The organism is Affinundibacterium macrobrachii (assembly GCF_014652415.1).
GTDB classification, from domain to species: Bacteria; Pseudomonadota; Gammaproteobacteria; order Burkholderiales; family Burkholderiaceae_D; genus Undibacterium; species Undibacterium macrobrachii.
Map to the genome: position 1 here is coordinate 465,201 of NZ_BMYT01000002.1, position 13,309 is coordinate 478,509.

General features: G+C 47.6%; 10 protein-coding genes. 6 read left to right on the plus strand and 4 right to left on the minus strand.

What is annotated here, in order from left to right; genetic code table 11:
* Positions 1-153 precede the first annotated feature (153 nt).
* Positions 154-2,328: a coiled-coil domain-containing protein gene (locus tag IE103_RS07805; protein WP_189345489.1), complete on the plus strand. Its 2,175-nt coding sequence runs from the start codon at positions 154-156 to the stop codon at positions 2,326-2,328.
* Between the two features lie 66 nt (positions 2,329-2,394).
* Positions 2,395-3,837, plus strand: a complete 1,443-nt coding sequence (locus IE103_RS07810) for a serine/threonine-protein kinase (protein WP_189345491.1) — start codon at positions 2,395-2,397, stop codon at positions 3,835-3,837.
* Positions 3,838-3,888: 51 nt separating this feature from the next.
* On the opposite strand, the gene IE103_RS07815 is transcribed toward IE103_RS07810, so the two are convergent.
* The 3 genes from IE103_RS07815 to IE103_RS07825 all read right to left on the minus strand — a co-directional run bounded on the left by IE103_RS07815 (position 3,889) and on the right by IE103_RS07825 (position 7,709).
* Positions 3,889-4,383, minus strand: coding sequence for a MarR family winged helix-turn-helix transcriptional regulator (locus IE103_RS07815; RefSeq protein ID WP_189345494.1), 495 nt, complete (start codon positions 4,381-4,383; stop codon positions 3,889-3,891).
* A 103-nt stretch (positions 4,384-4,486) separates the two neighbouring features.
* A complete protein-coding gene (locus IE103_RS07820) occupies positions 4,487-5,887 on the minus strand; it encodes a DUF1501 domain-containing protein (RefSeq protein ID WP_189345496.1) in 1,401 nt (466 codons plus the stop codon).
* A 28-nt stretch (positions 5,888-5,915) separates the two neighbouring features.
* Entirely contained in the window at positions 5,916-7,709 is a 1,794-nt protein-coding gene (locus IE103_RS07825) for a DUF1800 domain-containing protein (protein WP_229827169.1), read from the minus strand.
* A gap of 369 nt (positions 7,710-8,078) precedes the next feature.
* Here IE103_RS07825 and IE103_RS07830 point away from each other — a divergent pair, with 369 nt between their 5' ends.
* A complete protein-coding gene (locus IE103_RS07830) occupies positions 8,079-8,933 on the plus strand; it encodes a hypothetical protein (protein WP_189345497.1) in 855 nt (284 codons plus the stop codon).
* A gap of 22 nt (positions 8,934-8,955) precedes the next feature.
* Here the strand turns inward: IE103_RS07830 and IE103_RS07835 are convergent, their stop codons facing one another.
* A complete protein-coding gene (locus IE103_RS07835; RefSeq protein ID WP_189345499.1) occupies positions 8,956-9,489 on the minus strand; it encodes a DUF6622 family protein in 534 nt (177 codons plus the stop codon).
* 230 nt (positions 9,490-9,719) lie between these two features.
* On the opposite strand from IE103_RS07835, the gene IE103_RS07840 reads away from it, so the two are divergent.
* The 3 genes from IE103_RS07840 (at position 9,720) to IE103_RS07850 (ending at position 13,211) form a co-directional block, all read left to right on the plus strand.
* On the plus strand, positions 9,720-10,178 hold the full coding sequence (locus IE103_RS07840; protein ID WP_189345795.1) for a DUF2721 domain-containing protein: 459 nt from the start codon (positions 9,720-9,722) through the stop codon (positions 10,176-10,178).
* A gap of 188 nt (positions 10,179-10,366) precedes the next feature.
* The gene (locus IE103_RS07845; protein WP_229827170.1) at positions 10,367-10,873 is read left to right on the plus strand and encodes a 3'-5' exonuclease family protein; all 507 of its coding nucleotides are present in this window, start codon (positions 10,367-10,369) and stop codon (positions 10,871-10,873) included.
* Between the two features lie 61 nt (positions 10,874-10,934).
* Complete coding sequence (locus tag IE103_RS07850; RefSeq protein WP_189345501.1) at positions 10,935-13,211, plus strand: UvrD-helicase domain-containing protein; 2,277 nt, start codon at positions 10,935-10,937, stop codon at positions 13,209-13,211.
* Positions 13,212-13,309: the final 98 nt, after the last annotated feature.

Sequence of the window (13,309 nt, forward strand, 5' to 3'; positions counted from 1 at the left end):
CCTCTATTCCTGCCTATTAATTAGGCTACGGGTGCTATTCTTTTCCCTACTGCATCTTTTTGTATCGCGTCGCTCAGCTTTCGTTGCGCTGCAGGTTAGGATCGTTTTCACTGTTGGTTTGTTGCCGATCGCATTGGTCGGAAGGGATTTGGTATGCGCTCACTTTTTCATTCACTCAAGCTGCAATGCGCTCGCTGTGCTGCTTACTGTAGTTCCGCCGATCCCAAACAAGTAAACTATTGTCCACAATGCGGTTTGTTAGTTGGTAGCCCGCCGCACGAAGCGATTCTCAAGCGAGCGTATTGGTTGCCCGCTGATGATGAAATGGCGGTGTTTTTTGCGGTAGCATCGATTGATCAACTAGCGAAAACCGGCGTGCAAATTCCTGCTCGCGCGCGTGCCTATGTATTGCAGAACGAGCGCTGTATCGAATTGCCATCAGGTAGCTACGATGCCGCAAGCTTGCGTGCGCGTACTAGTTCGCTCCAGTCTGAACAAGCAATTGAATTATTGATTACGCGGTCTCATCCATTAGCCTTGAATTTTGTTTTTGACGATCTGCATACAGCCGAATTTTTGCCATTAACAGCGAATCTTTTATTGCGCGTGAAGTTGGATCAAGTTGCTCGCTTTGCTAGTCAATTCATGTTAGTGCCCGGTACGCTCAACACCACGCAATTGCAAGCCTTGCTGGCACCGCTGGTCAGACAAGCTTTATTGAACGTGATTCGAACCAAGTCTCTGCGCAGTATTCAAGATGAATTGGATTTTTATCCGCAATTAGATGAACAATTACTGTCGAGTTTAAACGCCAATTTTGCCGATTACGGATTGGCATTGACGCAAGTACTGACGCAACAACTCCAGCATCTCTCTTTGTCGAAAGAGCGTGAAGAACTCAGCGAACAGACCGAGCAACAAGCTCTACAGCTCGATAAAAGTCGCGCGCAATTTCAGCAAAGCAAACAAGCTGATGAGATGTATCGTGAGCGCGAATGGCAGAGAATAAGTAAGCAAGAAGAGCAGGTACGTTTGCGTTATCGCCATGAAGAAATGCGTGCGCAATTTGCCAAAGATTTAGGATGGCTGTATCTGCAAGGTGATTACGACAAAGCCAAGAAGCGCTTGAGTCGCGCCAAGTTGCAGCAAGATGAGGCGGAACGTTTGCAAACCATACGTTTGCGCGAATTAGATTTGTACGCGCAAATTGTCGATGCACGTACTCGTCAACAAGCAATTGACGCGGGTGGGGCTGAAATGATCCGCGCTTTAGAGCAGCGCGCTAAAGAACAGGATGAAACGCGACAAAATGAAGCGGATCAATGGTTGCATGTGCGTACTTTAGCGCGCATTAAAATGCGTTCGGAATCGGAATTAACGCAACTGCATAGCAAACAAGCAGCGCAATTATTGCAATTGCAAACCGCGCAGCAGATGCAAAAAATTCAGCTTGAACATGAGATCGCTCAAAATAGTTTGATAGCAGATCAAGCCGAACAAGCAGTGCAGCGTGAATTGCAAAAGCAAAAGCAGCAGCGTCTGCAACAAGCAGAGCAAGAGTTAGCAGATGAGCGGCAAAAACATGCTTTGATCAGCATCAGTTTAGAGACCGAATTACGGGCACGTGAATTTCAGCGTATGCAGGCATGGGAACAAGAATTACATAAGACCCGCATCGACGATCTACAACAAGAACAGCAAAGAACGCAGCAACTTAAACAGATTGATGCGGCGCTGAAATTGGCACAAGTACAGGAACAAATTGACACGATTCAACAGCGTGCCGAGCAAACACGTAGCGCTAGCCAGCAAGAAAAATTACAGCGCACCATAGAGCTGCACGCGCGCTTTCAAGATCAAGAGCAACAACGTCAAGAACAGGCTGCGTTGGCGGTGTACGCGATTGAAGAAAGTCGCATGAAATTACAGCAGCAACATCAAATTGCGATTGAAAAAGTGCAAATTGAGCGACTACAAGCAATTGCGAATTTTAGTGAGACTGGCAAGATTGCCACTGCTGATGCTGCGAATGCGAATGCCTTGGCGGATTTGATGAAACTGCAAACGCAAGCGAGCATGAGTGCAGAGCAAATTCTGGCAACGCAAGCGGGACAATCGAGTCATGCGGCGCAAGCCATGAGCGCGATGGCACACATTCAGCATGGTATGAGTTTGGAGCAATCAATGAAGATGCTACAAGATCGTTTGCGCGAAGAGCGTGAACAACGCGAAGCTGATCTGCAAAGACGGCATCAGCTTGACTTAAGCATCGTGCAAAATTTAATGCCGCTGCAACGCCCGCATGCGCCAGCAGCGGGTAGAAAATAGATTGTCAGAACCTAGCTTCAGAATTTCGTGTAGAACTAGGTGTTGAACCCGTGTCGAATCAAGATCATGCAAAAGCCATTACATAAAATCCGTGAATTGCGTGATCTTTTGAACGAAGGTTTGTTGAGCGAACAGGAATTCACGCAAAGAAAAAACGCGATTCTCGATACGGAATTTGGTCCGAACGGCAGCCTTGCTGCTAGTCGCAGCGGCAATCTCGGCGCCAGTCTTGGTGTTAGTGCGTCGCCGTTTGAATCACTCGATGGAACCGATCTCGGTTTTATCGCAGGCCAAGAGATAGGTGCGCAAGCGAAGCGTTACCAATTGGAACGTCTATTAGGCCAAGGTGGAATGGGACAAGTTTGGCAGGTCAGTGATCTAGCGACCCAAGCTGCAATTGGCCATAGTGAAAAACTCGCCATCAAAATCTTGCCACCACATTTCACCCAAAGTGCGCTGCATACGCGTTTATTAATTGAAGAAGCTTCGCTAGTACGTAAGTTAGCGCATGAGCATATTGTGCGCGTGTATGACTGGGCGCGTGATCCTGCCACCAATAGCTATTTCATTATGATGGAATACTTGGATGGCCAAGATTTTGATCGCTATTTGGCGCAGCATCAACGTTGTGAATGGCAACAAGCTTTACGGATGTTGTTGCCGGTTGCGCAAGCCTTGCAATATGCGTGGGAAAAACACAAATTGGTGCATCGTGATTTGAAACCGAGTAATTTATTTTTGACCAAAGATGGTCAGGTGAAATTGCTTGATTTTGGTATCTCTGCTCGGCTTCGTACCCAAACGAGTGCTGGACTCAGTACTCCGGGCTTTGCATCAGTGCGTTCACCGCATGCCGGTACTGCAGGTTATCGTGCGCCGGAAGCTGATATGTCAGCGCATGCTGATTCACCAGTATCGCCATATACGCCAGCATTGGATGTGTATGCGATGGCGATCATGATTTATCAAATGTTGGAAGGGCGGTTGCCGTTTGGTGAGTATCGACAAACCCAACAACAGGCACAAAAACCGTTGGGTATCAATCAAGCACAATGGTTGGTTTTGCAAAGCGGTTTTGCAATTGATACCAAACAACGACCAGCAACCGCTTTAGCGCTTTTGGCTGCCTTAATAAAAGCCGGACAACAAAGTAATCCGCCCGAGCTCTCGGCCTCTGTCGAGCAACATCAAAGCATGTCACCTTTTGAGAGCGCCGCGCAGCAACGTGCTGAGCAAAGACGACAACGCAAAGAGCTAGAACAGCAAAGACGTCAGCAAGCCTCTGCCGCATTGCATGCACTTGTGGAAAAACAAAAACGTTTGCGTGACTTAGAACAGCTAGAGCGAGAAACTGAGCGCCAAAATAAGGCGGCAGAGTTACGCTTATTACAGCAAGCTCAGCACGCCAAGACCAAAAGCCATGACACCGTCCAAGTGAGTAATATCAGTTGGGAAGAAGCGCAGCGTTATTTGGCTGCGTTAAGCAAAGAACGTGGCCTGCCGTTTTGAGCTTCGCGCTTGTCGAGCACAATACTAAAATCAGTTTGAAGTAGCCGCTGCTTAAGTATGCGTCGATGTTGCATCCACATTGCTGTCCGCATCAGAAATTAGGTCGTTTTGCTCAAAGGGATTTTGTCGTAAGGCTGTGATTAGGATATTCAGAGAGTCTTCTAATTGCGCATGTTTGTCCTGCGGAATTAGATTAAATACTTGCGCCGCATGATTGTTCAGTGCGCTTTCTAATTTTTCGGCACGCACCCGGCCGAGTGGCGTCAAACTCAGATTGACGCTGCGTTTGTCGAGTTCACTCGGCAATTTTGACACGACACCATCACCGACTAGTGCGTCGACCGCTCGGCTAATCCATGCTTTGTCCAAGGATAATCGTTCGGCTAAAGCTTGCTGTGTAATTCCATCGACACGCAATAATTCAGTAAGCACATGGCATTGCACATTCGAAGCCCCATCGACACATGCCGTTTGCGCGCGTTGAGAACGTACAAACAGACGACTGACTTCTCTAACTAAGGAGCCGGAATTGGATGGTGTGAGCATAGGAGATGGCGGAATCGAGTGGGTAGAGCTATTCGGAAGCGCACATCATAGGAAATCGCCATTTAGTTGTCAATAACAACTAAATGGCGATATTTGCATTTGTCTACAGAAAGCCTAAGCTTCTACTGTTAGTGTCAAAGTTACGCAGGTTCGGTAACAAGTCAATTAACGCAGAATCAGTGATGCCCAACCACTTGCCTAGTGTTGCTGCATATTGTTCGACTGAAGTCGTTGGTAACAAGCGCCCTTGACCGACATCGTCTTCGCCATTGTTCGCGACTAGCGGTGCAGTGCCATACAAGCTGCCGCCTTTGACCGCGCCACCCAACATAAAATGCATACTGCCCCAACCGTGATCACTGCCATCATTATTGCCAGTGAGGGTGCGGCCGAAATCGGAAGCGGTGAACGCAGTGACGGAATTGGCGACACCTAATTCGACAGTTGCGTTGTAGAAGGCGGCGAGTGCATCTGCTACCGTTTTTAGTAAGATCGGATGTTCCGTGAGTAAACCATCATGGGTGTCGAATCCACCTAGCGAAACAAAAAACACCTGTCTTTTTGCGCTCAGTGCTGAAGCGGATGCAATCATGCGTGCAACCATCTTAAGTTGCGATGCCAAGCGATTATCTGCGGGAAACGGCGTCGTGATGGGTGGCGCAGAGGCGAGTGCTGCGCTTAGCACTTGATCTGCTTCGATCGAGCGGGTACTGACCCGATTGTATTCATGTTCAAACAAATGGGTTCGACTTTGCGTGACGATTTGGCGTAGCGCGTCGGAGCAGGCGCTTGAACCAAATAGTGGTGTACTTAAGCCATTTAATGGAACCGATCCATTACTGGTAACTTGGTACTGCACCGCCTGTTTGCCCGATAAAAAGACCGCATTTCCCGAGACATTCACGCAAGTGAAGGTGGCTTTGCCATTGCCACTGACGAATAAGTCACCCATTCTGCCGCCCCAACCAGATACCGCACCCTCAGGTGAAGATGACTGCCAAATCGATTGTTGATCGTTGTGCGAGAATAGCTTAGGCGGTAGTGCTACCGACTTGTTTGTGTACTGCGTTTTGCTGGTTGGCTGCACTAGGCTACCAACGTTCAGTAGAGCACCAAGTTTACCGCTGTCGAACAAGGGCAGTATAGGGGCAAGCTCTGGTGCTAGCGCGTATTGGCGTTGCACACCATTTCTATCGATCAATGCTTGCGATGACTTGAGTGCAGTGGCGTGCAAGCGATCACGCGCATAAGCAAGATTTGGTCGTAAACTTTGGTAAGCATTGTAGCTTTGGCTGTCATATGGCACCAGCGTATTGGCATAGTCATTGCCGCCATATAAGAAGACGCATACGATCGCTTTATAGTCCTGCGCATTGGCGGCAGAAGCCTCCGCCATGGTAGCGAGATTCACCGCCCACGGTGTTGCCACCCCCGCTAGCGACAAGGCACCAACGCGTTGTAAAAAAGCGCGACGAGAAGGATTGGTTTCAGATGGATGATTCATGATGATCTTTCCTTAAACGTAGGCAGAATTATTTCAGGACGATAAATTCGGGTGATGCAAGCACTAGCAACAGCGCGGCATAGATGCGCTGATACTTGCTACGGTCGGCATTGTTGGTTCCGATCGAAATGCTGGCGATAGCATTTTGTATGGTTTGCACCGTGCTTGTGCTCAATTGTTCGGCAGCCAAAAGTAGATTGATTTCGGCAACTAAAGCCGCTGGCTTATCTGCCAGAGCTAACAAGCTGCTGTAATCCGCTTGCAAGTCATTACCGCCACGACTGCCATCAATGATGTCTTGCATAAAATTGACATAGCCAACTACCGAAGATTCGCTGACCATTTGCATTTCAGGTGCGCTTAAAGAAGCAGCCGCGATACTGGTATTCGGCGGTACATAGCCAGGGCGATAAAAATTAAATACGCTGGGCGAACGTAGTGGACTCTGTCCGAGCTTGGTTCCCGCATCGCTGGTATCGCCAATGCGCCATAGATCGGATGGCGAATTGGCGTTGAAAGCACGTGCCCATGCCAAGAAGCGTTGCAGTGGCTCACGTACTTTGCCGAAGTAAGGCAACTGAGTATTGTTCAGATTGCGGGCTTCTTCATCTAATAAAATGGCTTTGATCACTGCCTTCATATCGCCTTTGGCGTTGAGCCCGTTAGCTTGCCCATTATGATTAAATACCGCTGCTACGCGAGCCACATAGGCAGGACTTGGATTGCTGGTGACGAGCTTTTGTATTAGTTGTTTGGCGATGAATGGCGCCACATTGGGATGCGCGAAAATAATATCCAGACTACGACTTAAGGCTTCTTCGCCGCTAATGCCAGCCGGAATGGTTTGTCCCAAAAAACTGGATGCGCCGGTTTCATGTTTATTCGGATATTGACGCAAAGGACGGCGGTGATAATCGGGTGTTGAGGTGTTCCCGCCAGTGAGATCGAAATCCCAACCAGTGAAGACGCGCGCTAAACCAGTGATGTCTTCTAAGCCATAACTTTCGACGGCGACCCCATTCTGGGTTGCCAGACTGCCGTCTTGATTTAAGTTGACTAAGCCAATACTAAATAATTGCATTAATTCACGCGCATAGTTTTCGTCGGGTAAAGCGCCTGTGACGGGGTTGTATTTGCTGTTGCCACGATAAGTCAGATACAGACTCATCGCCGTGTTGGTCGAAATCTTTTGTAATAAATCGCGATAATTACCGAAGCAATTCGCTTCCAATAAATCGAGATAATTCGCCGCCGCAAAAGCTTTCCAGCCACCGCCATTGACCAAGCCTTCTATGCTCACCACTAAAATTTCGGATAGGGCAAAACAGATGCGTTGACGTAAAGTATCGGGAGAACTAATGAGTTTTTTCCAAGCGCATGAATCAAAACCGGCTTGCGAGTTGCGATACTCGCTACTATCCATGCCTTTTGAGCGTAACCAATCCCAACGACTTTGGCTGGCGGGCATCGCCATTTGTTGGTCTATCCATCCACTGTAGCCGAGCGCTTGAACACGCGCGATTTCCGCACGATTTGCGCCCATCGCAGCTTGCATCAAGAAACGAGCCGCCGCTGCATCGCTGATGGCGGTGGGAACGACCGTTGCGCTACTGGTGCTGTTGCTATTGTTGCCAACAGGCGGCGTCGCTGAAGTTTCGGTCGATCCTACTTTACCGTCGCCACCGCAAGCTGTGGCTAGCGCCGCGGCGCTGCTGGTCGCCACTATGTTGCGAATGAAGCTGTTATCGGTGTTAGTCGAGCTATGTGACGGAGTTTGAGATTCAGTGCTGGTCTCTTGTTGGGTTTTTTCATCAATGAGCATGTCGCGCCTCGCTGGAAAGTACAGGTAGGTAACTACCGAAGAAATCCCAGAGTAGTGAGCATGGCAGGAGTCGGCAAGAGTCGCTTCGTAAGCAAATGTGAGCGATGCAAATAGTGATTAACGCGTCATTTGCTAGTCAAAATGACGATGAATACCGAGCTAAAAGTGTAGAAAGAGTGCAGATTCTGTTACATCTCTTGCGCAAAAACACAATTGCGCGCGGCCATTTCATATGTATTTGGCAAATTATCTTGTTTGTTCGTATAGATAAAATAAATGTTCGTGCAATGCTTTGATACAAGCTTTTGCCCAAGATTAAGGTATCCTTGCCAACTTCAGAAAAAAGCAAAGCAATTTGAATCAAACCGCATGAAGTTGTACACAGAATCAAGAGAGCGCGAGCTAGAAGAACAAGGTGTTATTCATATCGAGTTGCGGATCAGACCACGTCGTCTGATCGCGATTTTGCTTGTGCTGGCGATGCATGGCTTGTTTTTCTATTTACTTTTGAAGATTCGCGCGGATATTCAAAGCGGCAAGCCAGTCAGCGGTCCCATGGTCTTCATTATGGAAAAAGTGAAGCAAGTGCAAAAGGGCGAGCCAGAGCCGAAGAAAGTGGCAGCTAAATCAGCACCGACAAAGAACACGACAGCGAAAAAGACCATCATTAGTCCGCCTAATCCCGATGGGATTATCGACCCCAATTTGCCAGCAGAGCCACCGAAGAAGTATGAAGATGCGGTGCCTGATATGGCAGCAATGTTGAATGCGGCACGTGAACGCCGACAAAAGGCAGAAGCCGCCGCTGCAGCCGAAAATCGTGCTGCCGAGCAAGGCCAACGTGGTTTGAGTCCACAACAAATCGCGGAAGCCAATGTAAGACGCAGTATGCAACAAGCCAGTGGGCAAGATGGTACCAATGGTGTGTTTCAAATTGTGAGTAAGAGCGTGAGAGTTGGCACCTTCACTTTCCGCGGTTGGAAAGTAAATAGCAATGGTTGGAAGCAAACCATCGAAGTTGATGCAGGTGTTGGTGGCAATCTTGATCTTGCGATGGTGCGTAAGATGATAGAAATCATTCGTACCCACTACAAAGGCGATTTTCGTTGGGAGTCAAATCGCCTCGGTCGTGTAGTCACTTTGTCTGCACGAGTCGAGGACAGCGCTGAGTTGGAAGCTTTTATGCTAGAAGAGTTTCCAGAATTTGCTAAACCAAAACGTTGAGCTACATCGCTAGCGCAAAGTCTTAAGACATAGAGGCAGAGACGAGTTGGGCTGGCTGTTGTGCTGCTTGATGTAACTGGCGTGAGCGCAATAAGCGTAAGGCGCGGCCGAGCAAAACACCACTAAAAATACCAAGCACAGAGCTCAGGCTAAGCACAAAGTTCAGGTTTTCTTGTAATTGTGGACGTAGCGTTAAACTCACCGTCATCCCATATTTAGTCATAAAAATACCCAGTATTAACATCAATGGCAGCCAACTTCCTGTCACTACAAATCGGGCGTTGTGCGGTTTGTAATCGTTCTGACATGCAGGAAATAGTTGGATAAATAACCCACAGCTCAGTACAAGACCGATGCTCCACGCGGCCAGTGTGATCAATTGCGCGCCTAATTGTTGATAAGTAGCGATCACCGACCAGATCATCATTGCGACTGGTAACAACATCAGACGTGCGGCAGAAACTTCGCGTGTTTTTGTTTGTAAGTAACCGACGATGCAAAGACCTGTTAACAGTAACCAGACCCAAGTTGGTGTATGTGTAAATAGCTGTGCCATTGTTGATCCTTTTATTCGACCGGTTTATTTGGTCATCGTCGTGAATGAGTGACGCTAGTGTGCTTGGTGCAGCGAATAACAGGCTAGCGATTTGCGACGAGTCGTCGCTTAGTGAGCGTGATTGGTTCTGCCATGTCGCCAAGCGGGTCGCGAGATTTACTGTTGCCGCGACGTATGCCTGCTAAAATACAAATCCTCTTTTTCGCACAAACATATAGAGTTAGCTCGTGATCAATTTACATCTTGGAAATATCGGACAAATTATTCAACTCGCCATTGCCCCAGTGTTTTTGCTGACTGGTGTTGGCACCAATTTGACGGTGTTGACCAACCGCTTGGCAAGAATTATCGATCGTTCTAGAGTGTTAGAGGATATGGTTAGCGCGCAAGGCGCAGAAACGCTAAGTCCGAATATGCGAATCGAGTTAGATGAGTTATATCAACGCTCGCATTTGATTAACCGTGCAATTACATTAAGCTCGACCTGTGCTTTGCTGATTTGCTTGGTGATCGCTGCTTTATTTTTAGGTGATGCACTCGATTTACATTTAGATAAAATTGTTGCCGCTTTGTTTGTGAGCGGAGTATTGGCCTTGATTGGTAGTTTCATTTACTTTCTACGCGAAATCTTTGTCGCCACCAAAACCTTGCGACGTCAACGTGAGCATGGCGCGCGCTTTTTGCCCTAGTAGACTCGCTTTGGCTGTGCTTATCCGCTCAAAGCGTGCACGAAAAACCACGGCAGCTTACTCATCTTTGTAAAAGCTCGGCATATTCGCCCGATTGCACTTGCTTGCGCTTGAATTTGCGGCACAATAGGATTTCTCAATTGCATCGAAATCACTATCGCATGTGATCCCCAATTTAGGAGTTGGTGATGATGACTGTGCCTATTATTTTAGATATCGAAGCGTCTGGTTTTGGATCAGGCAGTTATCCTATCGAAATTGGATTTTCCGGTCGTCATGGCGAAGGTTGGTGTTCGCTGATTCGCCCCGAAGCGGAATGGACACATTGGGATTTAGATGCTGCGCGGGTGCATGGAATTCCGCGTGAAGTGTTGATCGAGCGCGGTAACTCGGTGCAGTTTGTGGCGGAACAACTCAATTTTTTTCTCGGTGGCCGTACGGTGTATACAGACGGCTGGGGACAAGACTATGTGTGGTTAGCAAATTTATTCGAATCCGCACAAATCGTTCAGAAGTTCACACTAGCTGACTTGTATGAAATTATTGATGACGACCAGCTACCCGACTGGAATGCCACCAAGCAGCAAATCATCCAAGAGTTGCGCGTGGCAAGACATCGTGCCAGTAGCGATGCACGGGTATTACAACTAACTTGGCTAAGAACTTACGATGAAGCTAAAAAACAGACTGTATAAAAAATCAGTCTTTTTTCACGTAGTGCGATTTTCCAACTAGGCACTCCCGTATAATATCGGGATGCAAAATCTCTTACATAATCTCAATCCCGAGCAGCTCGCTGCTGTCACCTTACCTGCGCAATCTGCCTTAATTTTGGCGGGCGCTGGGTCTGGCAAAACCCGTGTGTTGACGACCCGCATCGCGTGGTTAATTCAAACCGGACAGATTTCACCCAATGGTGTGTTAGCGGTGACCTTTACCAATAAGTCAGCCAAAGAAATGCTGACCCGTTTGTCGGCCATGCTGCCGATCAATACACGCGGTATGTGGATAGGCACTTTTCACGGTCTATGCAATCGTTTATTGCGTGCACATCATCGCGATGCGGGCCTGCCACAAACGTTTCAGATTTTGGATTCGGGCGATCAGTTAGCGTTTATTAAACGTCTGTTAAAAGCAAATAATATCGACGATGAAAAGTATCCAGCCAAGACTGTGATGTATTTCATTAATAGCGCAAAAGACCAAGGTTTACGAGCCGCACAGGTTGATGCCTATGATGATTTCAATCGCAAAATGGTGGCTTTGTATGATCTCTACGATTTGCAATGCCAGCGTGAAGGCGTGGTTGATTTTGCGGAACTCTTGTTGCGAACTTACGAATTATTAAGCCGCAATCAACCGCTGCGCGAACACTATCAAGCGCGCTTCAAACATATTTTGGTGGATGAGTTTCAAGATACTAATGACTTGCAATATAAATGGTTAAAGCTGATGGCGGGCACGCAGGGCGCGGTGTTTGCTGTGGGCGATGATGACCAAAGTATTTACGCTTTCCGTGGTGCGAATGTGGGCAATATGTCGGCGTTTGAAAAAGAATTTCGCGTCGAAAACTTAATCAAGCTGGAGCAGAATTACCGTTCACATGGGCATATTTTGGATACAGCAAATGCTTTGATTGAACACAATAGCAAACGCTTAGGCAAAAACTTACGCACCGATGCCGGACATGGTGAACTAGTCAGAGTGTTTGAAGCCAGCAGCGATATACAAGAAGCGCAGTGGATTACAGAAGAAGCCAAAAACTTGATTCGTGATGGTTTTGAACGTAGTCAAATTGCGATTTTATATCGTTCTAACGCGCAATCACGTGTGATTGAACATGCACTGTTTTCTGCCAATGTTCCATATCGCGTCTATGGTGGACAACGCTACTTTGATCGTGCCGAAGTTAAGCACGCGATTGCGTATTTGCAGTTGATGGACAATCCCCATAATGATTCAGCGTTTTTACGCGTGGTGAATTTTCCTACGCGTGGCATTGGCGCGCGTTCGATTGAACAATTACAAGACGCAGCCAAGCAATACAATATTTCACTGTATGCTGCGGTGCCTTATGTCGCAGGTAAAGCTGGTTCTTCTCTAGGCAATTTCGTTAAATTGATTGAAGGCGCCCGTTTTGAAACGCAGAACTTACCTTTGCCAGAGATGGTGCAAGTGGTGCTTGATTTCAGCACTTTGATTACGCATTATCAGAGCGAAAAAGAAGGCGCAGACCGCATCGAAAACTTAGAGCAATTGGTGAATGCGGCAACCTTGTTTGTAACAGAGGAAGGATTTGGGCATGATGCGCCCGCATTGGCTGGGCCAGCTTCTAAGCCAGCAAATACCTTGATTGCGAATGATCAAGGCATAGAAATCATTGATGCTGATGCGGCATTACCGACCGTGATGTCACCGTTGTCTGCATTCCTATCACATGCCTCATTAGAAGCGGGCGATAATCAAGCGCAAGTTGGACAAGATGCTTTGCAACTGATGACCGTGCATGCCGCAAAAGGTTTGGAGTTTGATGCGGTTTTCATCGGTGGTTTAGAAGAAGGATTATTCCCGCATGAAAATAGTAGCCAAGAAGAATCAGGTGTAGAAGAAGAACGTCGGCTGATGTATGTTGCGATTACACGTGCACGCCAACGTCTGTACATGACGTTTTCGCAAACGCGGATGTTACATGGGCAAACACGTTACAACATGCGTTCACGCTTCTTTGATGAAATGCCCGAAGAAAGTCTGAAATGGCTATCGCCAAAAATTCAAGCTACATGGTTTGCACGTCCAAAGTCAGCTTGGGACGAAGCTCCTGAATCAGGTGCAAATGCGATTGCGCAACAGATCAGCAAGCATCAAACAAGCACTGGCTGGCGGATAGGTGAAAATGTCGCCCATGCAAAGTTTGGCGAGGGGGTGATTGTGAATATTGAAGGCAGCGGCAGTAATGCGCGTGCGCACATCAACTTTGGAAAATTCGGAATGAAATTACTCGATTTGAGTATCGCGAAATTGGAAAAATGTTGATACTTGCGGCGTCGGTAACAGCTTAAACATCAATATAAAGATGAAGCACACTAGGCTGCATGCCTTGCAGTCTAATGTGCGTACTTGAATATCTGAGT

Coding starts and splice junctions, on each gene's coding strand:
- IE103_RS07805 (WP_189345489.1), top strand. CDS start 154: ATGCGCTCACTTTTTCATTCACTCAAGCTGCAATGCGCTCGCTGTGCT.
- IE103_RS07810 (WP_189345491.1), top strand. CDS start 2,395: ATGCAAAAGCCATTACATAAAATCCGTGAATTGCGTGATCTTTTGAAC.
- IE103_RS07815 (WP_189345494.1), bottom strand. CDS start 4,383: ATGCTCACACCATCCAATTCCGGCTCCTTAGTTAGAGAAGTCAGTCGT.
- IE103_RS07820 (WP_189345496.1), bottom strand. CDS start 5,887: ATGAATCATCCATCTGAAACCAATCCTTCTCGTCGCGCTTTTTTACAA.
- IE103_RS07825 (WP_229827169.1), bottom strand. CDS start 7,709: ATGCTCATTGATGAAAAAACCCAACAAGAGACCAGCACTGAATCTCAA.
- IE103_RS07830 (WP_189345497.1), top strand. CDS start 8,079: ATGAAGTTGTACACAGAATCAAGAGAGCGCGAGCTAGAAGAACAAGGT.
- IE103_RS07835 (WP_189345499.1), bottom strand. CDS start 9,489: ATGGCACAGCTATTTACACATACACCAACTTGGGTCTGGTTACTGTTA.
- IE103_RS07845 (WP_229827170.1), top strand. CDS start 10,367: ATGATGACTGTGCCTATTATTTTAGATATCGAAGCGTCTGGTTTTGGA.
- IE103_RS07850 (WP_189345501.1), top strand. CDS start 10,935: ATGCAAAATCTCTTACATAATCTCAATCCCGAGCAGCTCGCTGCTGTC.